Origin of the sequence: Streptomyces rhizosphaerihabitans, assembly GCF_025399795.1 — a bacterium.
Classification (GTDB): domain Bacteria; phylum Actinomycetota; class Actinomycetes; order Streptomycetales; family Streptomycetaceae; genus Streptomyces; species Streptomyces rhizosphaerihabitans.
The window spans coordinates 29,436-53,560 of sequence record NZ_JAODTZ010000054.1; the positions used below are offsets into that span (position 1 = coordinate 29,436).

The following is a 24,125-nucleotide window of genomic DNA, read 5'->3' on the forward strand; positions in this document are numbered from 1 at the left end:
ATCAGTCCTCCTGGTGGTGGGTCGGGGTGTCACCGGCGACCTCGGCGAGGCGGGCGGCCAGGATCGGTCCGATCTGGGCCAGTGAGCCGGCTTCGGTCATCCGGTTGTGCCGGGTGGTGATCTCGTGCGATTCGATCCGGCCCGCGATGTACGGGCGCCAGGTCGCGGGCCCGGCGTCGTCCCCGTCGCGGTCGATCGTCGAGTTGAACAGCAGCAGGTCGCCGTCGAACCCGGCGGGGACGAAGTCGACCGCCAGCCTCGCGTTGTTGATCATGATGTGGACAATGACCTCGATCTGCTGCTCCGTCAGGCCCTGCAGCGCGCTGCCCCGCCGGTTCAGAACCTCGGCAACCTCGGCGTAGGTCAGCTCCCGGTCGCCCAGCTCGTCCGGGTCGACGTCGAGCACACCGACGAGCACGTCCCGCTCTGTGGGCACGGGCATCTCCTCGAACTGCACGTCCTTCACCGGATAGGCGTCGAGGATGGCCAGCAGCGCGGTCCGCTCGCCGCGCGCCTGCAGCTCGCAGGCGATCGCGTGGGCGATCAGCCCGCCGGCCGACCAGCCGAGCAGCAGGTACGGGCCCTCGGGCTGGATCTTGCGGATCTGGTCGGCGTAGTCGGCCGCCATCTCCTCGAAGGACGTCGGCAGGGGTTCGGGCCGGCCCAGGCCGCGCGCCTGGATCGCGTAGACCGGGTGCTGGGGACCGATGTGGTTCAGGAGCCCGCTGTACGACCAGCTGATGCCGCCGCCGGGGTGGATGCAGAACAGCGGCGTACCGGTCCCGGTCGAACGCAGCGGCAGCACCACGTCCAGCGCGTCGGCGGGGTCGTCCATGACCAGGCGCTCGGTGAGACCGGCCACGGTCGGCGCCTCGAACAGCATGCGCAGGCCGAGCTCCAGGCCGAGGGTCTCGCGGACGCGGGAGGCCAGGCGGGCGGCCAGCAGCGAGTGCCCGCCCAGATCGAAGAAGTTGTCGTCGATGTGCACCTGTTCCCGGCCGAGGACCTCGGCGAAGAGGCCGCACAGCAGCTGCTCCCGCGGCGTCCGGGGGCCGCGTCCGGTGCCCTGCACCCCGTACTCGGGGGCGGGCAGGGCGGCCCGGTCCAGCTTGCCGTTGGCGGTCAACGGCAGCGTGTCCAGGGTGACGAACGCCGACGGCACCATGTAGTCGGGCAGGTCACGGCGCAGTCGCCCGGAGAGCTCGCGCGCCTCGGGCGCACCTTCGGGGGCGGGCACCAGGTAGGCCACCAGCCGCTTGTCGCCGGGCCGGTCCTCGCGGGCGACGACGGCCGCCTGGGCGACGCCCGGGCAGCTCGCGAGGATCGCCTCGATCTCGCCGGGCTCGATCCGCAGGCCGCGGAGCTTGACCTGGTGGTCGGTCCGTCCGGCGAACTCCAGTGTGCCCTCGGCCGGCCACCACGCCAGGTCGCCGGTGCGGTACATCCGGCTCCCGGGCGGCCCGTACGGGTCGGCGGTGAAGCGCTCCGCCGTCAGGCCGGGTCGGCCGAGGTAGCCGCGGGCCACGCCCGTCCCCGCGAGGTACAGCTCGCCGACCAGGCCGGTGGGCACCGGCCGCAGGCGGTCGTCGAGCACGTAGGCGCGCATGTTCGCCATCGGCCCGCCGATCGGCACGGTCGCGGCGTGTTCGGGGAGGCTGTGCACCGGGTGGCGGGTGGCCAGGGTCGTGGCCTCGGTGGGCCCGTAGCCGTTGACCACCTCGATGCCGGGGCAGACCTCCAGCACCCGGGCGACGGCGGCCGGGGAGACCACGTCGCCGCCGGTCCACACCTCGCGCACCCCCGCGAGCAGGGCCGGCCGCTCCTCGGCGACCAGGCGGAACAGGCCGGCCGTCAGCCACAGTCCGGTCACGCCGTGCGTACTGATCGTGTGCTGCAGCAGGTCGAGGTCGAGCCGCTCGGGCGGTGCGACCACGACCCGGCCGCCGTTGAGCAGCGGCACCCACAGCTCGTAGGTCGAGAGGTCGAAGGCGGTCGGGGAGTGCATCAGCACCCGCTCGTGTCCGCCGCCGTGGTACTCGGGGGTGAGCGCGAGGCCCACCACGTCGCGGTGGGTGACGGCCACGCCCTTCGGCCGGCCGGTCGAGCCGGAGGTGTACATCACGTACGCCAACTGCCGCTGATCGCAGCGCACTTCGATGCCGGACGCGTCGGGCTCACCCTCGATCGACGCGGTCAGCACGTCCTCGGTGAGCACCAGCGCGGCCCCGGCCTCCCGCAGGATCAGGTCGATCCGGGACTGCGGGAAGCGCGAGTCGAGGGGCGCGTAGGCGCCGCCCGCCTTGACGATCGCCAGGAGCGCCACGACGAGGTCCGCCGAGCGGTCCAGCAGCACCGCGACCGGTGTCTCCGGTCGTACGCCCTGGCGGATCAGGGCCCGCGCGAGGCGGTTGGACCGCTGGTCGAGTTCCCGGTAGGTCAGCTCGGTGGCACCCGCCACGACGGCCACCGCGTCCGGGGTGGCGCGCACCTGGCGGGCGAACAGCTCCGGCAGCGCGGCCTCGGGCAGCTCGACCGCGGCGCCGGTGGACCGGGACAGCAGCCGGCGGCGTTCCTCGCCCGACATGATGTCGATCCGGCTGATCGGCCGACCGGGGTCGGCGACCGCCGCGCGCAGCAGCCGCGCCCAGCGCTCGAACAGCAGCTCCACGGTGGCCGGGTCGAACAGGTCGGTGGCGTACTCCACCGCGCCGACCAGGCCGTCGGGGTCGCCGTCCGGGCGGAACTGCTCGGCCAGGCTGAACGTCAGGTCGACCCGCGAGGTCCCGGTCGACGCCTCCAGGTGGCCGGTCGACAGACCCGGCAGCGCGAACTCGCCCACCGGCGCGTTCTGCAGGGCCAGCATGATCTGGAACAGCGGGTGGTGCGACAGCGAACGGGCCGGGTTGACCACCTCGACCAGGTACTCGAACGGCACGTCCTGGTGGTCGTAGGCGGCGAGCGCCTTCTGCCGCACCCGGCCGAGCAGTTCGGCGAAGCCGGGATCGCCACTCGTGTCGGTGCGCAGCACCAGGGTGTTGACGAAGAAGCCGACGAGGTCGTCCAGCGCCTGGTCGGTACGGCCGGCGATCGGGCTGCCCACGGGGATGTCCGTACCGGCACCGAGCCGGGTGAGCAGTGCGGCGAGGCCGGCCTGGAGCACCATGAACATGCTGGCGCCGCGCGCGGCGGCCAGGTCCCGCAGTGCCTGGTGCAGTTCGGGGTCCAGCCGGACCACGACCCGGCTGCCCAGCTGGGAGGCCACCGGCGGCCGGGGCCGGTCGGCGGGCAACTGCACCTGCTGCGGAATGCCCGCCAGTTCGTCCTTCCAGTAGGCCAGTTGCCGGGCGAACAGGCTGTCCGGGTCGGCGGTGTCGCCGAGCAGGTCGCGTTGCCAGCAGGTGTAGTCGGCGTACTGCACCGGCAGCGGGGACCACTGCGGCTCCTCGCCACGGCAGCGCGCCGTGTAGGCGGCCGCGAGGTCGCCGGAGAGCGGCCCCATCGACCAGCCGTCGGCGGCGATGTGGTGGACCACGACCAGCAGCACGTGCCGGTCGGGGGCGAGCGCGTACAGCTCCGCCCGGACCGGCGGCTCCGCTGCCAGGTCGAAGCCTCGCCGGGCCGTCTGCGCCAGCCGCCCGGCCAGCCGGCTCTCGTCGAGCTCGACCACCGGCAACTCCGGGTGCGCCTGTGAGGCGCTCAGCACGACCTGGTACGGCACACCGTCCGTCTCGCGGAAGACCGTCCGCAGGCTCTCGTGCCGGGCGATCACGTCCGCGAGCGCGGCGTGCAGGGCCGGGCGGTCGAGTTCGCCGGTCAGGCTCAGCGCGAGCGGCATGTTGTAGGTGGCGCTCGGGCCGTCCATCCGGTGCAGGAACCACAGGCGGCGTTGGGCGAAGGACAGCGGGACCTTCCCCCAGCCTTCGGCCGGGGGTGCCCCCATGGGTCGCGGCCGGGCGGTCAGCGCGGGCCGGGCCGTGCCGGAGCCGTCGAGGCAGGCCGCCAGTCCGGCCACGGTCGGCGTCTCGAACAGAGTCCGGACCTCGAGCTCCGCGCCGAGGGTCGCCCGGACGCGGGAGGCCAGGCGGGTCGCCAGCAGTGAGTGTCCGCCCAGGTCGAAGAAGCTGTCCTCGACACCGACCTGGGCCAGGCCGAGCACCTCGGCGAACAGCTCGGCGAGGAGCTGTTCCTGCGGGGTCCGCGGCGCCCGCCCGGCTCCGGCCGGGCCCAGGTCGGGCGCGGGCAGCGCGCGGCGGTCGAGCTTGCCGCTGGCCGTCAGCGGCAACGTCTCCAGCGCCACGAACGCCGACGGGATCAGGTAGTCGGGCAGTCGCCCGCGCAGCCATTCGCGGAGTTCGCCGATGAGGGCGCCGGTGCCCCGGCTGCCGGTCGGACAATTGGTCAGCGACGACAGCGGCGTGCCGGCGGTCCGGGCCGACCGGTACGGCTCGGCCGGGGAGCCGTGATGCGCCTGCGGGCCGGCGAAGACGACGTCCAAGGCGTCGGCCACGGTGGCCGACCAGGTGACGCCCACCCAGCGGTCGAACTCCAGCCCGATGACCCGGAAGTCCTCCGGGTCGGGGAGTTCGCTCTCCTCCGGTCCGTGCAGCCGCTCCAGCAGTTCGGCGAGCGAGCCGTCGCCGTTCTGCAGTGCCCGGGAAAGGGCGGCCTCGCGCAGCACCCGACGGTTCGGCACTCCGGTGATCCGCAGCACGTCGGCGGGCGGCTGGGCGAGGAGTTCGCGCAGCTCGGCCAGTCCCGCGAGCCGGTGTCCCCACTCCAGCTCGACCGTCCGGCCCGGGGCCGCCGGAACGACCGGGGCCTTGTGCAGCGTCACGTCGTAGCGGTAGCGGGTCAGTTCGTTGTGGTGACGGCCGCGCTTGACCTCCACGGCCACCGCGCCGATGTCCGTGCCGTGCTCCCGCAGGACGGTGAAGAAGTCCGGGTCGACCAGGAGTTCCTTCTCCACCCTGACGGCCTGCTCCACCGCGCGGCGCACCGCTGCGAGGTCGCCGTCGGCACCGGTGCGGTGCAGTTGGACCGCGGTGGCCAGCGGGCGCAGCAGCCGCAGGTTGCGGACGTCGCCGACGAAGAGCGTGCCGCCGGGGGCGAGCAGCCGCATCAGCTTCCCGATCACGTCCGCGAGGTAGTCGGCGGACGGGAAGTACTGCACCACCGAGTTGATCACGATGGTGTCGAACCACCCGGCCGGCAGGCCCTCGGTGTCGTGCGCCGGGCGGGTCTGCAACACCACACGCTCGGCCAGGTCGTCCTGCCGGGCGACCTGCGCGGTCAGCGCGTCGACCGCCGTGGCGGAGAAGTCCGTCGCCCAGTAGGTCTCGCAGTGCGGTGCGATCTGCGAGAGCAGCAGTCCGGTGCCGACGCCGACCTCCAGCACACGGCGGGGGCGCAGGGCCAGGATGCGGGCCACGGTGGCGTCCCGCCACTCCCGCATCTGCTCGACCGGGATCGGACTCGCGTCGTAACTGCTGTTCCAGCCGACGAAGTTCTGGCCGAAGCCGGCTTCCTCGGGGGTGATGGGCAGGGCGTCGTAGATGTCCTGCCACTCGCCCACGTGGTCCGCTTCCAGGCCACTGTCCCGGCCCTCGCCCTGGTGCGGGACGACGTAGCCGACGAGCCGGTCGTCCTGGGCGAGGACGGCGGCCCGGGCGACGGCGGGGTGCTCGGCCAGGGCCGCCTCGACCTCGCCGGGCTCGATGCGGAAGCCGCGCACCTTCACCTGGTCGTCGGCACGGCCGACGTACTCCAGCTCACCGTCGTTGCGCCAGCGCACCAGGTCTCCGGTGCGGTACATGCGCTCACCGGCCCCGAACAGGCAGGCGACGAACCGTCCGGCCGTCAGGCCCGGCCGGTTCAGGTAGCCGCGCGCCAGTCCCGCGCCCGCGACGTACAGCTCCCCCGCCACGCCCGTCGGCACCGGCCGCAGCCGCTCGTCCAGCACGTACACCCGGGTGTTGGCGATCGGACGGCCGATCGGCGGGACGCCCACTCCTGGGGACAGCGGGTCGCTCATGGTCGCGCACACCGTGGTCTCGGTCGGACCGTACGCGTTGATCATCCGGCGTCCGGGCGCCCAGCGGTCCACCAGTTCCGGCGGGCACGCCTCACCCGCCACCACCAGCGTCGGCACCTGCACCGAGCCCTCCGGCACGGCGGCGAGGACGGACGGGGGCACGGTCACGTGGGTGACCGCGAGGTCCCGGTCGGCCAGCGCGGCCACCGGGTCCGCCGTGGGGGGCAGCACCAGGGCCGCGCCGCGCAGCAGGGCGGTGTAGATCTCCGACACCGAGGCGTCGAAGCTGGGCGAGGCGAACTGGAGCACCCGGCTGTCGGGTTCGATCGCGAACCGCTCGATCTGTGCGGCGACCAGGCTCGCGACACCACCGTGGCCGACCACCACGCCCTTGGGGCGGCCGGTCGAGCCCGAGGTGTAGATCACGTAGGCCGGGTGCCGGACGTCGAGCGCGACCACGGGATCAGTGTCCGGCCAGGCGGACACCTCGGTCACCAGCGCCGGGTCGTCGACCATCAGGGCCGACCGGGCGTCGTCCAGCATGTACGCGATCCGCGCCGGCGGGTACGCCGGATCCACGGGCAGGTACGCGGCCCCGGCCTTCAGCACGCCCAGGACGGCCACCACGGACTCCACCGAGCGCGGCAGGGCCACGGCCACGGTCTGCTCCGGCCCGACGCCCCGGGCGATCAGCGCGTGCGCGAACCGGTTCGCCCGGACGTTGAGTTGACGGTACGTCAACTCGGTGTCGCCACACACCAGCGCGAGGGCGTCCGGGGTCGCCGCGACCTGTGCCGCGAACGCCTGCGGCACCGGGACGGCCGCCACCTCGCGGGCGGTCGCGTTGCCCTGCTCCAGCAAACGGTGCCGCTCGTCGGCGTCGAGGAGCTCGATCCGTCCGATCGACCGGTCCGGGTCGGCGGTGACCGCCTCCAGGAGACGCGTCCAGCGCCCGGCGAGCGCCGCGACCGTCGAGCGGTCGAACAGGTCGGTGGCGTACTCCACCGCGCCGACGATCCCCGCCGGACTGCCGTCCGGACCGAACTGTTCGACGAGGCTCACACCGAGGTCGAACTTGGCGGTCCCGGTGGCCACCGCGTAGGTGGCGACGTCCAGGCCAGGCAGGGAGAACCGGCCCATCGGAGCGTTCTGCACGGCCAGGACGGTCTGGAACAGCGGGTGATGGGACAGCGAGCGGGACGGGTTGAGCGCCTCCACCAGGTGCTCGAAGGGCACGTCCTGGTGCGCGTACGCCGACAGCGCCGTCTCCCGCACCCGACCCAGCAGCTCGGCGAAACTCGGATCACCGCTCGTGTCGGTCCGCAGTACCAGCGTGTTCACGAAGAACCCGACCAGCTCGTCCAGCGCCTCGTCGGTACGCCCCGCGATCGGAGACCCGATCGGGATGTCCGTGCCCGCACCCAGCCGCGTGTACAGCGCCGCCAACGCCGCCTGCAGCACCATGAACAGGCTCGCGCCCGACTTTCGGGCCAACTCCACCAGCGCTGCGTGCAGTTCGGGGCTCAGCTCCAGGCCGACGTGGTCCCCGCGCCAGCCGGCGACGGCCGGCCTCGGCCGGTCGACGGGCAGCTGGAGCAGCTCCGGCAGGTCGGACAGCTGGCGCTTCCAGTAGTCGAGCTGCTCGGCGAACCGGCTCTGAGGGTCGGCGGCGTCGCCGAGCAGGTCGCGCTGCCACAGCGTGTAGTCCGCGTACTGCACCGGCAGGACCGGCCACTGCGGCGCGCGCCCCTCGCACCGGGCGGCGTACGCCTCGGCCAGGTCGCGGGCCAGCGGGTCGGTGGACCAGCCGTCCCCGGCGATGTGGTGCATCACCAGCAGCAGCACGTGCTCGTCCGGCGCGAGGACGAACAGCTCCGCCCGCAGTGGCGCTTCGGCCTCGAGGTCGAAGGGCTGTCGTGCGAACTCGGCGAGCTGCTCGAACAGTTCGGCCTCCGACACCTCGGTCAGCCGCGCCCGGGGCCGGGCCTCTGCCGGATCGAGGACGAGCTGGCAGGGTACGCCGTCGACCTCCGGGAAGACCGTCCGCAGGCTCTCGTGCCGGGCCACCACGTCGGCCAGCGCCTCGTCCAGCGCCGCATGGTCGAGCGTCCCGGTCAGCCGGAGCGCCAGCGGGATGTGGTACGTCGCGGCGGTGCCGTCCATGCGGTGCAGGAACCAGAGTCGGCGCTGGGCGAAGGACAGCGGCACCGCCTCCGGCCGCTCGTGCGTGGTCAGCGCCGGGCGGGCGTGGCCGGCCCCGCCCAGCGCCTCGGCCAGACCGGCCACGGTGGGCACCTGGAACAGCGCGCGCAGCGCCACCTCCACTCCGAGCACCGAGCGCACCCGCGCGGCCAGCCGGGTGGCGAGCAGGGAGTGCCCGCCCAGGTCGAAGAAGCCGTCGTCGACCCCGACCCGCGGCACGCCCAGCACCTCGGCGAACAGCTCGCACAGGATCTGCTCCTGCGGCGTGCGCGGCGCCCGGCCGCCGACGGTCGTGCCCGGCTCGGGCGCGGGCAGCGCCGCCCGGTCCAGCTTCCCGCTCGGCGTCAGCGGCAGCATGTCCAGCACCACGAAGACAGCCGGTACCAGGTAGTCGGGCAGCCTGCCACGCAGGTACGCCGCCAGCTCCGCCGGACGTACGACCGTGCCGGGACGGGCCGCGACGTAGCCGATGAGCCGGTCGTCCCGGGCGAGGACAGCGGCCTGAGCGACGGCGGGGTGCTCGGCCAGCGCCGCCTCGACCTCGCCGGGCTCGATGCGGAAGCCGCGCACCTTCACCTGGTCGTCGGCACGGCCGACGTACTCCAGCTCTCCCCCAGCGCCCCCAGCCATGGGGGTCCCCCCGGACGAAGTCTGGGGGAGGCTGGGAGGTGCCCCCACCGGCCGGGGGGACCCCCAGGTCCGGCGGCGCACCACGTCCCCGGTGCGGTACATGCGCTCACCGGCCCCGAACGGGCAGGCGACGAACCGCCCGGCCGTCAGCCCGGGCCGGTTCAGGTACCCGCGCGCCAGACCGGGGCCGGCGACGTACAACTCCCCCGCCACCCCCGGCGGCACGATGCGCAGCCGCTCGTCGAGGACGTACACCCGGAAGCCCGCGACCGATCGGCCGATCGGCGGTACACCGCGCTCCGGGGACAGCGGGTCGCTCATGGTCGCGCACACCGTCGTCTCCGTCGGACCGTACGCGTTGATCATCCGCCGGCCCGGCGCCCACCGGGCCACCAGCTCCGGCGTGCAGGCCTCACCGGCCACCACCAGGGTGGTGGCCGTGAGGTCGGAGCTCTCCAACGCGGCCAGCGCCGAGGGCGGAAGCGTCACGTGGGTGACGTCGAGCCGGCGGTCCGTCAGGGCCTCCAGCGGGGCCTCGGACGGGGCCAGTACGAGGGCGGCGCCGGTGAGCACCGCACCGCACAGGTCCCAGAAGGACGCGTCGAAGCTGGGCGAGGCGAACTGGAGCACCCGGCTGCCCGGCGCCACGCCGAGCCGGTCGACCTGCGCCGCCACCAGGCCCGACACGCCGGTGTGGCTCACCATGACGCCCTTCGGCCGGCCGGTCGAGCCCGAGGTGTAGATCACGTAGGCCGGGTGCCGGGCGTCCACCACGACATCCGGATCGGTCTCCGGCCGACCGGAAGCCTCGGTCACCAGTGCCGGATCGTCGACCACCACGGCCGGCCGCGCGTCGTCCAGCATGAACGCGATCCGTGCCGCCGGGTACCCCGGATCCACCGGCAGGTACGCGGCCCCGGCCTTCAGCACGCCCAGGACCGCCACCACCGACTCCACCGACCGCGGCAACGCCACCGCCACGACCTGCTCCGGACCGACGCCCCGGGCGATCAGCGCGTGCGCGAACCGGTTCGCCCGAGCGTCGAGTTGACGGTACGTCACCTCGACATCACCGCAGACGAGCGCGACCGCGTCCGGCGTCGCCGTCACCTGCGCCGCGAACAGCTCCGGCAGGCTCCCCCCGGCCGCCCCGTCCTGGACGGCGGGCAGCAGCTCGCGGCGTTCCTCGGCGGACAGCAGGTCGATCCCGCCGATCGGCCGGTCGGGTGCGGCGGCGACCGCGGCCAGCAGCCTGGTCCACCGGGCGACCAGGGCCTCGACCGTCGAGCGGTCGAACAGGTCGGTGCTGTACTCGACCGCACCGCCGATCCCGGCCGGCGCGCCGTCGGGCCCGTGCTCCTCCGCGAACCCGAAGGTCAGGTCGAGCCGCGCGGTCCCGGTGAGCACGGTCACCCCGGAGACCTGGAGACCCGGCAGCTCGAAGTCGCCGCCCGGCGCGTTCTGCACGACAAGACCGGTCTGGAACAGCGGGTGGTGCGACAGCGAGCGGGACGGATTCAGCGCCTCCACCAGGTGCTCGAAGGGCACGTCCTGGTGCGCGTACGCCGACAGCGCCGTCTCCCGCACCCGACCCAGCAGCTCGGCGAAACTCGGATCACCGCTCGTGTCGGTCCGCAGCACCAGCGTGTTGATGAAGAACCCGACCAGCTCGTCCAGCGCCTCGTCGGTACGCCCCGCGATCGGAGACCCGATCGGGATGTCCGTGCCCGCACCCAGCCGCGTGTACAACGCGGCGAGCGCGGCCTGCAGCACCATGAACAGGGTGGCACCCGACCTTCGGGCCAACTCCACCAGTGCCGCGTGCAGTTCGGCGTCGATCCGGAGTTCCAGCAGGTCGCCGCCGTACGACATGGTGGCCGGGCGCGGTCGGTCGGCAGGCAGCTGCAACTGCTCGGGCAGCCCGGCCAGCGCCTCGGTCCAGTAGGTGACCTGGCGGGCGAACACGCTGTCCGTGTCGTGCTCGTCGCCGAGGATCTCGTGCTGCCACAGGGTGTAGTCGCCGTAGGTGACCGGCAGCGGCGGCCATGCCGGAGCCCCGCCACCCTGCCGGGTGGTGTAGGCGGTGGCCAGGTCACGGGCCAGCGGGCCCATGGACCAGCCGTCCCCGACGATGTGGTGCATCACCAGCAGCAGCACGTGCTCGTCCGGGGCGAGCGCGAACAGCTCCGCCCGCAGCGGTACTTCCGAGGTCAGGTCGAACGCCCGTACCGCCGCCTCGCGCAGCAGGGCGGGCACCTCCGCCTCACCGGCCGCGCGTACGGTCAGCGGGACGGCGGCCTCACCGGCGTCCAGCACCCGCTGGTACGGGACTCCGGCGGTGTGCGGGAAGACCGTGCGCAGGGTCTCGTGCCGGGCCACCACGTCCGCGAGCGCGGCGCTCAGCGCGGCCCGGTCGAGGTCGCCGGACAGCCGCAGGGCGAGCGGCATGTGGTAGGTCGCGCTCGGCGCCCCGAACTGCTGGAGGAACCAGAGCCGGCGCTGGGCGAACGACAGCGGCATCGGATCGCGGCGGGGCCGGGGTACCAGGGCCTGCCGCGCGGTGCCGGCGTCGTGCAGCCCGGCCGCGAGCCCGGCGGGTGTCGGCGCCCGGAACAGGCTGCGCAGTTCCAGCTCGACCCCGAGGGTCGCCCGGACCCGCGAGACCAGCCGGGTGGCGAGCAGGGAGTGCCCGCCCAGGTCGAAGAAGCCGTCGTCGACCCCGACCCGCGGCACGCCCAGCACCTCGGCGAACAGCTCGCACAGGATCTGCTCCTGCGGCGTGCGCGGCGCCCGGCCGCCGGCGGTCGTGCCCGGCTCGGGCGCGGGCAGCGCCGCCCGGTCCAGCTTCCCGTTCGGCGTCAGCGGCAGCGCGTCGAGCAGCACGAACGCGGACGGCACCAGGTGGTCCGGCACCCGGTCGCGCAGGTACGCCGCCAGCGCCGCCGCGGTCGCCCCGGTCCCGGCCGGCGGGACGACGTACGCGACGAGCCGGTCCTCCCGGGCGAGCACCGCGACCTGGGCGACACCCGGGTGCGCGGCCAGCTCGGCCTCGATCTCGCCCGGCTCGACCCGGAACCCGCGGATCTTCACCTGGTGGTCCACCCGGCCCGCGAACTCCAGCTCTCCGTCGCCGCGCCAGCGGACCAGGTCACCGGTGCGGTACATCAGCACGCCGGCCGGACCGTACGGGTTGGCGACGAATCGCGTGGCGGTGAGCCCGGGCCGGTTCAGGTAGCCGCGGGCGAGTCCCGCCCCGGCGAGGTACAGCTCGCCCAGCACGCCGGGGGCGACCGGTCGCAGCGCCGAATCCAGCACGTATGCCTGGCAGTTGGCGATCGGCCGACCGATCGGCACCGGCAGCGGGCAGTCGGCGGGGTCGGCCGGCAGCGGGTAGGCGGTGATCACATGGGTCTCGGCGGGCCCGTAGTGGTTGTGCAGCTCCCGGCCCGGCCGGCGGGTCTGGAAGCGGCGCACGGCACTGCCCAGACGCATCGCCTCACCGGCCTGGGCGACCAGCCGCAGGTCGGGCAGTTCCAGCCCGGCCTCCTCGGCGGCCTCGGCCAGCGCCTCGACCACCAGGTTGGGCGCGAACAGCTCCTCGATCCCGTGCCGGTCCAGCCAGCGGGCGAACAGCTCGGCGCTGCGGCGCTGCTCCTCGGTCGGCACCACGAGGGTCTTGCCGTACAGCAGCGCGGAGAGCATCTCCTGTACGGAGACGTCGAAGCTGATCGCGGTGAACTGCGCGGTGCGCGTGCCGGGTTCGCCACCGACGGCCTTGTGGTGCCACGCCAGCAGGTTCAGCAGCCCGGCGGCGGGCATCACCACGGCCTTGGGCCGGCCGGTGGAACCCGAGGTGTAGATGACGTAGGCCGGGTGCCGCGCGTCCACGGCGGCTGCCGGATCGTGCTCCGGCAGGTCCCCGTCCGGTGTGACGGCCGCGAGGTCGTCGAGCACCACGGCCGGCCGCGCGTCCTGGAGCATGTACGCGATACGGGCCGCCGGGTAGTCCGGGTCGACCGGCAGATAGGCCGCGCCCGTCTTGAGGACCGCGAGGACGGCGACCACCAGCTCGGTCGACCTCGGCAGCCGCAGGGCGACGACCTGCTCCGGCCCCACCCCGCGCGCGATCAGCGCATGCGCCAGGCGGTTGGCCCTTCGGTTCAGCTCCCGGTAGGTCAGCACGGTGTCCTCGAACACCACCGCCGGAGCCTCCGGGGTCGCCCGGACCTGCGCCTCGAACAGAGCGGGCAGGCCGGCATCGGGAGCCGGGCAGGCGGTGTCGTTGCGTACGACCAGCAGTTCGTGCCGTTCCTCGGCGGTGAGGACGTCGATCCGGCTCAGCGGCCGGTCCGGTTCGGCGACCACCGACGCCAGCAGACGCAGCCACCGGGCGACCAGTGCCTCCACCGTGGCGGGGTCGAAGAGGTCGGTGCTGTACTCGACCCGCCCGACGATGCCCTCGGCCGGCCCGCCGGTGCCGCCGCGCTCCAGCAGGTGGAAACCGAGGTCGAACATCGCCGTCGGCGTCCGCACCAGGACGATCTCGGCGGCCAGACCGTCCAGCGCGAACTCGGTGCGGGGCACGTTCTGCAGCGCGAGCAGCACCTGGAACAGCGGCTGGCGGGCGAGCGACCGGGACGGGTTGAGGGCCTCGACGACGTGCTCGAACGGCAGGTCCTGGTGCGCGTACGCGGCCAGCGCGCCCTCGCGGACCCGGCCGAGGAGCTCGGCGAAGGCCGGGTCGCCACCGGTGTCCGTGCGGAGCACCAGGGTGTTGACGAAGAATCCGACGAGGTCGTCCAGGGCCTCGTCGGTCCGGCCCGCGATCAGGCTGCCGACCGGGATGTCCGTTCCCGCGCCGAGCTTGTCCAGCAGCGATGCCAGGGCGGCCTGCAGCACCATGTACACGCTGGCGCCGTGCTCCCGGCCCAGCCGGATCAGCCCGGCGTGCAGTTCGGCGTCCAGTTCGATCGCGAGGTGGCCGCCGGAGCAGGAGGGGGTCGCGGGGCGAGGGCGGTCGGCGGGGAGCCGGATCTGCTCCGGCAGGTTGGCCAACTGCTCGGTCCAGTAGGCCTGCTGGCGGGCGAACAGGCTGTCCTGGTCGGCCGGGTCGCCGAGCAGCTCCTGCTGCCACAGGGTGTAGTCGGCGTACTGCACCGGCAGCGGTGCCCACCCCGGTTCCTCGCCCTGGCGGCGTGCCGCGTACGCGGTGGCCAGGTCGGCGGCCAGCGGGCCCAGCGACCAGCCGTCACCGGCGATGTGGTGCATCACCAGGAGCAGCACGTGCTCGTCCGCCGAAACCTCGAACACCTCGGCACGCAGCGGCGGTTCGGCCGCGAGGTCGAATCCGCGCGCCGCGGCCCCCGCCAGCAGTTCCGGCAGGACCGTCTCGTCGGCCGGGGTGACCGACAGCCCCGGGCGCGCCTCTGCGGTGGCCAGCACCTGCTGGTGGGGCACTCCGTCCACGGCCGGGAAGACCGTGCGCAGGGTTTCGTGCCGGTCGACGACGTCGCCCAGCGCCGTCTCCAGGGCCGCCAGGTCCAGTGGCCCCGAGAGCCGCCACGCGAGCGGCATGTTGTAGACCGAGTCGGCGCCCTCCAGCTGGCGCAGGAACCACAGCCTCCGCTGAGCGGACGACAGCGGCACCGTCCCCCAGCCTTCGGCCGGGGGTGCCCCCACGGGCCGCTCCGCCCTCCTCAGGGCGAGCCGGGCCCGGTCCGCGCCGCCCAGCCCGGCGGCCAGCCCGGCCACCGTCGGGGTCTGGAACAGGGTGCGCAGCGCCAGTTCCACGCCCAGGGCCGCACGGACCCGGGCCACCAACCGGGTGGCCAGCAGGGAGTGCCCGCCGAGGTCGAAGAAGTCGTCGTCGACACCGACCTGAGGCAGGCCCAGCACCTCTGCGAACAGCCCGGCCAGCACGTGTTCCTGAGGAGTGTGCGGGGCCCGGCCGGCCCGCGACCCCGCGTACTCGGGCTCGGGCAGGGCGCGCCGGTCCAGCTTGCCGCTGGCGTTCAGCGGCAGCACGTCGAGGGCGACGAACGCGGCCGGCACCATGTAGTCGGGCAGCCGCTCGCGCAGGTGCGCCCGCAGGTCTTCCGGCCGAAGCTCCGCCCCGGTGGCGGGCACCAGGTAGGCGGCCAGGCGAGTGTCCCCCGCCCGGTCCTGCCGGACGGTCACGGCGGCCTGCGCGACCTGCGGGTGTTCCGCCAGTGCCGCCTCGATCTCGCCGAGTTCGATCCGGAATCCCCGGAGCTTGACCTGGTCGTCGATGCGGCCGAGGAACTCCAGGTTCCCGTCCGATCCCCACCGCACCAGGTCACCGGTGCGGTACATCCGCGAACCGCCGGGACCGAACGGGTCCGCCACGAACCGTCCCGCGGTCAGGCCCGGCCGGTTCAGGTAGCCGCGCGCCAGCCCCGCACCGGCGATGTACAGCTCACCCGGCACACCCGCGGGAACCGGCTGCAGCGCGGCGTCGAGCACGTGCAACCGGACACCGCCGAGCGGGCGGCCGATCACCTGGTGCGGGCTCGACTCCAGCGGTGCGAAGGTCGAGTCCACCGTGCACTCGGCCGGCCCGTAGTAGTTCAGGGCGAACACCCCGTCGGCCGCCCGCAACCGTTCCCACAGTTGCTCCGGAACGGTCTCCCCGCCCAGCCCGACCAGCGACGGACGCCACCGCGGGTTGTCCAACAGGCCGTGTTCGACAAGGACTTGCAGGTAGGACGGGGTACCGCCGACCGTGTCCAGCCCGGCCCGCGCCGCGTACTCGAGGTAGGCGTCCGGGTCGGTCCAGGTCGCCTCGTCCAGGACGTGCAGCTCGTGGCCGGCGTACAGGGCGAACATCTGGTCGCAGGAGGCGTCGAACGACACCGACGTGGTCAGCCCCATCCGTACCCGCTCCCCCGTCCGGAAGACCAGCGGACACTGGTCGGCGAACAGGTTGGACAGGCCACCGTGCGTCGCCACCACGCCCTTGGGCCTGCCGGTGGAACCGGAGGTGTAGATGACGTAGGCCGGATGGCCCGGGTCGACGGCCACCGCAGGGTCCGTGGACGGGCACCCCACCACCAGCGCGGTCGTCTCCGGGTCGTCGGCCACCAGCCATCCGGCGGGACCGGTGTCCGGCAGCCGGCCCCGGGTGTGGGTGTCGGTCACCACCAGGACCGGTCGGGTGTCGTCGAGCATGTACGCGATCCGCGCGGCCGGGTACTCCGGATCGACCGGAACGTAAGCGGCGCCGGTCTTCAGCACCGCCAGGATCGTCACCACCAGCTGGGCCGAGCGCGGCAGCGCCACCGCCACCAGCCGCTCCGGCCCCGCACCCCGCGCGATCAGAGCGTGCGCCAGCCGGTTCGCCCGCGCGTCCAACTCCGCGTATGTCAGCGATGCTTCCGGCCCCACCAGCGCGACGGCGTGGGGAGTCGCACGCACCTGAGCCCTGAAGAGCTCCGGCAGGCTCTCGGTGAAGGCCTGGGCCGCCGGGCCGGTACCCAGCGCCGTCAACTCATCGTGCTCCTCGGCGGTGAGCAGGCCGAACCGGCTGAGCCGCCGCTGCGGGTCGGCGACCACGGCGCGGAGCAGCCGCTCCCACCGCTCGATCATCGTCTCGACGGTGGCCGGGTCGTACAGGTCGCCGGTGTACTCGACGGACCCGTCGATCCCCTCCGGGGAGCCGTCCTGCGCGTGCCGCTCGGACATGGTGAAGATCAGGTCGAGCTTGGCGGTGGTCGACGTCGACGGCATGTCGCCGACGCGCAGCCCGGACGGCGCGAAGTCGGCCCGGGGCGCGTTCTGCAGCACCAGCATGACCTGGAACAGCGGGTGGTGCGCCAGCGACCGGACCGGGTTGAGGGCCTCGACCAGGTACTCGAACGGAAGGTCCTGGTGCGCGTACCCGGCCAGCGCGGTCTCCCGGACCCGGCCCAGCAGTTCGGCGAACGTCGGATCGCCCGAGGTGTCGGTACGGAACACCAGGGTGTTGACGAAGTAGCCGACCAGCTCGTCCTGCGCCTGGTCGGTACGGCCCGCGACCGGGCTGCCGACCGGGATGTCGTCGCCCGCGCCGAGCTTGCTCAGCAGCACTGCAAGACCGGCCTGAAGCACCATGAACAGACTGGTGCCGTGGGCGCGGGCGAGTTCGCGCAGCCCGCGGTGCAGCTCGGCGTCCAGCCCGGCACGCACGGAACCGCCCCGGTGCGAGGCGACCGCCGGGCGGGGCCGGTCGCCGGGCAGCTGGAGCTGCTCGGGCAGATCGGCCAGCTGCCGGGTCCAGTAGGCCGCCTGGCGGGCGAACAGGCTGTCCCCGTCGGCCGCGTCGCCGAGCAGCTCGTGCTGCCACAGGGTGTAGTCGGCGTACTGGACCGGCAGCTCCTCCCACTGCGGCTCCTCGCCGCGGCGGCGCGCCGCGTAGGCGGCGGTCAGGCCCTGCGCGAGCGGGCCCAGCGACCAGCCGTCACCCGCGATGTGGTGGAGGACCACCTGGAACACGTGCTCGTCCGCCGCCAGCTCGAACAGCCCGGCACGCAGTGGCACATCGACCGCCAGGTCGAACCGACGGGCCTTCGCTTCCGCCATGACGTCCGGCAGCTCGGACTCGGTGGTCCGGCTGACGAGCAGCCGCGGGCGGGATGCCTCGACGTCCAGCACCTGCTGGTACGGCACTCCGTCGACCGCCGGGAAGACGGTGCGCAGGCTCTCGTGCCGCTCGACCACATCCGCCACGGCGGACTCCAGGGCGGGCCGGTCCAGATCCCCGGACAGCCGCCAGGCCAGGGAGATGTGGTAGTTCGCGCCGGCGCCCTCCAGCTGGTGCAGGAACCACAGCCGCCGCTGCGCGAACGACAGCGGGATCGCCTCGGGGCGTTCGCGCCGTGCCAGGGCGGTCTGCGCCGGTCCGGCCGCCACCAGGGCGGCGGCCAGGCCGGCCGGGGTCGGCGCCTCGAACAGGGTGCGCAGCGGCATTTCCACGCCGAGCGTCGCGCGGATCCGGGCGGCCAGGCGGGTGGCCAGCAGCGAGTGCCCGCCCAGGTCGAAGAAGCCGTCCTCGACGCCGGCCGACGCCACGCCCAGGACCTCGGCGAACAGCTCGCAGAGGACCTGCTCCTGCGGGGTGCGCGGCGCGCGGGTTGGGGGTCCCCCCGGCCGGAGGCTGGGGGAGGCCGTCGGGGCGAGGTCGGGGGCGGGCAGGGCCCGGTGGTCCAGCTTGCCGTTGGCGGTCAGCGGCAGCGTGTCCAGCACGACGAACGCCGACGGCACCATGTGTTCCGGCAACCGCTCGCGCAGGTGCCCACGCAGGTCGGCCGGACTCGGTACGGCGCCCGCGGCCTGCACCAGGTACGCGACCAGCCGGGTGTCGTCGGCCCGGTCCTGCCGGGCCAGGACGGCGACCTGGGCGACGCCGGGGTGCTCGGCCAGCGCCGCCTCGATCTCGCCGAGCTCGATCCGGAAGCCGCGCACCTTCACCTGCTGGTCGGCCCGGCCGACGTAGTGCAGGCTGTTGTCCGCCGCGCGGCGCACCACGTCGCCGCTGCGGTACATCCGCGATCCCGGCGGTCCGAACGGGTCGGCCACGAAGCGCCCGGCGGTCAGGCCGGGCCGGTCCAGGTAACCGCGCGCCAGCCCTGGACCCGCGACGTACAGCTCGCCGGGCACACCCGGGGCCACCGGCCGCAGGTGGGCGTCCAGCACGTACGTCCGCAGGTCCGGAACGGCCGTGCCGATCCCGCCGACGGCGCCGCCGGATCGGTCGAGCGCCGCGTACGTGACGTGCACCGTGGTCTCGGTGATGCCGTACATGTTGACCAGCAGCGGCGCGTCGTCCGGGTGCCGCTCGTACCAGCTCGCCAGCCGGGCGTGCTCCAGCGCCTCACCGCCGAACACCACCGTGCGCAGCGCGAGCGGGCGGCCGGTCTCCGGGGCCTCCGCGTCCGCCTGCATCAGCTGGTAGAACGCGGACGGCGTCTGGTTGAGCACGGTCACCCGCTCGCGGGCGAGGAGCTCCAGGAAGCGGCCGGGCGAGCGGCTGGTCTCGTGGTCCACGACCACCAGACGGCCGCCGTGCAGCAGCGGGCCCCACAACTCCCACACAGAGAAATCGAAGGCGTAGGAGTGGAAGAGCGTCCAGACGTCCTCTGCGGAGAAGCCGAACAGCTTCTCGGTCGTGCCGAACAGCCGCACCACGTTCCGGTGCGTGACCACCACGCCCTTGGGGTTGCCGGTGGACCCGGAGGTGTAGATGACGTAGGCGGGGTGGCCCGGGTCGAGGGAGACCTCCGGGTCGGTGTCCGGCAGCCCGTCCAGGTCGGCGGTGTCCAGCAGCAGCCGGTCCACCGGGTCCGCGCCCGGCAGGTCGCCGGTCCGGCTCGTGGTCACGAGGAGCGCGGGCCGGGCGTCCTGGAGCAGGTAGGCGATCCGGGCGGCCGGGTACTGCGGGTCCACCGGCAGGTAGCCGCCGCCCGCCTTCAGCACGGCGAGCACCGCCACGACCTGCTCCGCCGAGCGCGGCAGGGCCAGCGCCACGCGCTGCTCCGGCCCCACCCCCCGGTCGATCAGGGCGTGCGCGAGCCGGTTCGCGCGGGCGTTCAACTCGCCGTACGTCAGGGTGACTTCGCCGTCGGTGAGGGCGACGGCGGCCGGGTTCGCCCGTACCTGTCGCTCGAACAGCGCGGTCAGGCTGCTCTCCGACGACCCCTCGCTCCGGTCGGTACGCGCCGGGAACAGCGCGCGGAGCTCGCCGGCGGACAGCACGTCCACCTGGCCGATCCGCCGGCCGGGGTCGGCGACGACGGCGCACAGCAGCCGCAGCCACCGCTCGACGATCCCGGTCACGGTGGCCTCGTCGAACAGGTCGGTGCTGTACTCCACCACACCCGACAGGCCGTCCTCACCTGGCTGTTCGGCCAGGATGAAGGTCAGGTCGCACTTGGCCGTCCCGGTGTGGACCAGGTCGCTCGCCACCCGCAGCCCGGGCAGGTCGAACGTGCCCAGCGGCGCGTTCTGCAGGGCGAGCATGGTCTGGAACAGCGGGTGGTGCGCCAGCGAACGGGCCGGGTTCAGCGCCTCCACCAGGTGCTCGAAGGGCACGTCCTGGTGCGCGTACGCGGCCAGCGCGTCGGCCCGCACCCTGCCCAGCAGTTCGGTGAACGACGGGTCGCCGGAGAGGTCGGTGCGCAGCACCAGGGTGTTGACGAAGAAGCCGACCAGGTCGTCCGCGGCCTCGTCGGTGCGTCCGGCGATCGGCGTGCCCACGGGTACGTCGGTGCCCGCGCCCAGCTTGCCCAGCAGGGCGGCCAGCCCGGCCTGGAGCACCATGAAGAGGCTGGCCCCGCCGTCCCGGGCGAGCACGCGCAGGCCCTGGTGCAGCTCGGCGTCGATCCGTACCGGCAGGTGGGCGCCCCGGTAGGACATCGCCGCCGGCCGGGGCCGGTCGAACGGCAGCTCGACCTGCTCAGGAAGATCCGCCAATTGATCGCGCCAGTAGGCGAGTTGACTGTTCAACAGACTGCCCGGGTCCGCGCCGTCGCCCAGCAGTTCCCGCTGCCAGAGGGCGTAGTCGGCGTACTGGACCGGCAGCGGCGACCACTCCGGCTTCGCCCCCTCGGCACGGGCCGCGTAGGCGCTCGTCAGATCCCGCAGGAGCGGCCCCGTCGACCAGCCGTCACCGGCGATGTGGTGCACCACCAGCAGCAGCACGTGCTCCTCGGCGCCGAGCCGGAACAGTTCGGCGCGCAGCGGCGACTCCTCGGAGAGCTCGAAGCCGTGCCGGGCCGCCTCCGCCAGCCGCTCCGGCAGGTCACGCTCGCCCACTTCGGTCACCCGCAGCCGCGGCCGTGCCGCGCCCGGGTCCAGCACCCGCTGGCAGGGCACGCCGTCGAGCACCGGGAAGACGGTGCGCAGGCTCTCGTGCCGTTCGACCACGTCCGCCAGGGCGGCTTCCAGGGCCCGCTGGTCCAGGTTCCCGGACAGCCGCAGCGCCAGCGGGATGTTGTACGTGGCGCTCGGGCCCTCCATGCGGTGCAGGAACCACAGCCGGCGCTGCGCGAAGGACAGCGGAACCACCTCGGACCGCTCACACCGCCGCAGAGCCGGCCGCGCCCGGCCCGCGACGTCCACCGCCGCCGCCAGTTCCGCGACCGTCGGCGCGTCGAACAGGTCGCCGAGCCGCAGCTCCACGCCGAGGATCGAGCGGGCCCGGGCGACCAGTCGGGTGGCCAGCAGGGAGTGCCCGCCGAGGTCGAAGAAGCTGTCGTCCAGCCCGGGCTCGGACACCCCGAGCACCTCGGCGAACAGCCCGACGAGCAGGTGTTCGGTCGCGGTGCGCGGTGCCCGGCCCGGCGCGGCGGACGCTCGCTCGGGCGCCGGGAGGGCCCGCCGGTCGAGCTTGCCGTTCGGGGTCAGCGGCAGCGCGTCCAGCAGCACGTACGCGGCCGGCACCAGCTGCCGGGGCAGCCGGTCCCGCAGGTGGTCGCGCAGGGCGGTGTCGGTCACGGTGGCGCCGGGCTCGGGCACCGCGTAGGCCACCAGCCGGGGTTCCCCCTCGGTGCGCACCATCACGGCGGCCCGGGAGACCTGCGGGTGCTCGGCGAGGACGGCCTCGATCTCGCCGAGCTCGACCCGGAAGCCGCGGATCTTGACCTGGTCGTCGGTGCGGCCGAGGAACTCCAGGTTCCCGGCCTCGTCCCAGCGCACCAGGTCCCCGGTGCGGTACATCCTCGACCCGCTCGGCCCGAACGGGTCGGCGACGAACCGCCCGGCGGTCAGCCCCGGCCGGTCGAGGTAGCCGCGGGCCAGTCCCGCGCCCGCGATGTACAGCTCACCCGCCGCACCGGTCGGCAGCGGCCGCAGGGCACTGTCGAGCACGTACAGCCGGGCGTTGGTGACGGGTCGGCCGATCACCGGGCGTGCGTTCGAACCCAGCTGTGCGACCACCGAGTTGACGGTGCATTCGGACGGCCCGTAGAGGTTGAGGCAGGATGCCCCCTCCGCCGCCCGCAGCTGCTCCCACAGCCGCTCCGGGACGGCCTCGCCGCCCACCGCGACCAGTGCCGGGCGCCGCTGCGGGTCGCTCAACAGCCCGTGGGAGACGAGCACTTGGAGATAGGACGGGGTGGCTTCGATGTAGTCCAGTCCGCACCGCGCCGCGTAACCGACGAAGGCGTCGGGGTCGGTCCAGGTCGCGTGCTCCAGGACGTGCAGTTCGTGGCCCCCGAACAGGGCGAGCAACTGGTTCCAGGAGGCGTCGAAGGACACCGAGGTGGTCAGCGCCACCCGCAGCCGCTGCCGCGCCTTCAGCACCGGCGCGAAGTGCACCTGCCGGAGGTCGGCGAGCAGGTCGAGCAGGCCGCCGTGGGTCGGCAGCACGCCCTTGGGCCTGCCGGTGGAACCGGAGGTGTAGATGACGTACGCCGGGTGACCCGGGTCGACGGCCACCATCGGGTCGGCCGCCGGGCAATCCGCCACCAGGGCGGCCGTCTCAGGGGCGTCGAGCACCAGCCGGTCGACAGGACCGCTGTCCGGCAGGCGGTCCCCGCTGCGGGAGTCGGTGACCACCAGCGTCGGCCGCGCGTCGTCGAGCAGGTACGCGATCCGGGCGGCCGGGTACTCGGGGTCGACCGGAACGTACGCAGCGCCGGTCTTCAGCACCGCGAGGATCGCCACCACCAGCTCCGCCGAGCGCGGCAGCGCCACCGCCACCAGCCGCTCCGGCCCCGCACCCCGCGCGATCAGGGCGTGCGCCAGCCGGTTCGCCCGCGCGTCCAGTTCCGCGTATGTCAGCGAGACGTCGCCGCACACCAGCGCGACCAGCTCCGGAGTCGCCCGGACGTGCTCCCGGAACAGCTCCGGCAGGCTCGCGGCCGGGGCCGGCGCCACCGGCCCGGCGCCGAGCACCGCCAGCTCGCGGCGCTCCTCGGCGGTGAGCAGTTCGATCCGCCCCACCGGCTCGTCCAGGTCGCAGTCCGCGACGGCGTCGAACAGGGCAAGCAGCCGCTGCTGGTGCGCGGCGAGGCCGTCGTCGCCGTACGCTTCCGGCGAGCCGTGCAGCCGGAGCAGCGGCGGGTTGCCGTCCCGGTAGTCGAAGACCCAGACGGCGAGGTCGGTGGTCGACCCGGACACGAAGTGGTGCACGGAGGCCGGGTGCCCGGCGAAGCTCGGCCTGGAGTTGAAGGCCATGATGTTGACGATCAGCGGGAACGCCGTCCCGATACTGCCGGGGGCGCCGAGGTCCCGCAGCAGGTCCTCGCTGCGGTAGCGCTCGTGCGCGACGGCCGTCTCGACCTCCCGCGCCGCCTGGGCGACGAGTTCGCGCCACGGCATGTCCGGCCGCACCGTCAGCCGCAGCGGCACCACGTTGGACGTCGTGCCCGGCACCGCCGTCAGGTCGCGGTCGGCGCCCCGACGGGCGGTGACGGGCAGGGCGAGCACCACGTCCTGGTTGCCGGTCAGCCGGTGGGCGTAGAGCGCCGTCGCCGCGACCACCAGCCGGGACCACCGGACGCCGGAACGTCCGGCCGCCGCCCGCAGGGCGTCCGGGCGGCGCAGTTCCCGCTCGTCGGCCAGCCGGAGGGCGCGGTGCGGGTCGGTCGCGGAGGCGTCGGTGAGCCGGGTCGGGGCGGGCAGGTCGGCGAAGCGCTCGGTCCAGTAGGCGCGGTCGGCGGCGAAGTCGGTGGAGGCGCGGTAGGCGGCGTCGCTGTCGACCAGGTCCCGCAGCGAGCCGAACGGGCAGGGCGGCACGGCGCCGCCCTCGGCCAGTGCCGAGTACACCTCGCCGACCCGCTGCCGGAGCATGGAGCTGCTGATCGCATCCAGCACCACGTGGTGGTAGTTCAGGTACCAGAGGTACTCCGTCGGCGACGCCTTGATCAGCGCGTGGCCGAACAGCGGGTCACGAGCGAGGTCCAGCGGGCGCAGCAGGTCCCGCTCCATCCATTCCACGGCCGCCGCCCGGGGGTCGGGCTCCCCGCTGAGGTCGAGGTGGGCCGGAGCCCAGTCCCAGCTCTCCCTGAGGACCTGGCGCGGGCCCTCGCCGTCGTCGACGAAGGTCACGTGCAGGGCGTCGACCTCGCCGACCACCCGGCGCAGCGCGGTCTCGAACAGCTCCCGGTCCACCGGCCCGTGGATCTCCAGGCACTCGCCGACGCGGTAGCCCGGGATCGGCGTCCGGGAACTCTGCTCGGCAAGCCAGATCTCGCGCTGGGCCGCTGTCAGCGGAAGGGAGTCGCCGTCGGGACGGGGCATGGGGGGATACCTCCGGGAGTGGGAC

General features: G+C 73.9%; 1 protein-coding gene. It reads right to left on the reverse strand.

Annotated elements, in window-relative coordinates:
- Window position 1 precedes the first annotated feature (1 nt).
- Window positions 2–24,100 carry a non-ribosomal peptide synthase/polyketide synthase gene (locus tag N4G66_RS36905; protein ID WP_261708684.1) on the reverse strand — a complete coding sequence of 8,033 codons (24,099 nt, stop codon included), beginning with the start codon at window positions 24,098–24,100 and terminating at the stop codon, window positions 2–4.
- Between the last annotated feature and the right edge of the window lie 25 nt (window positions 24,101–24,125).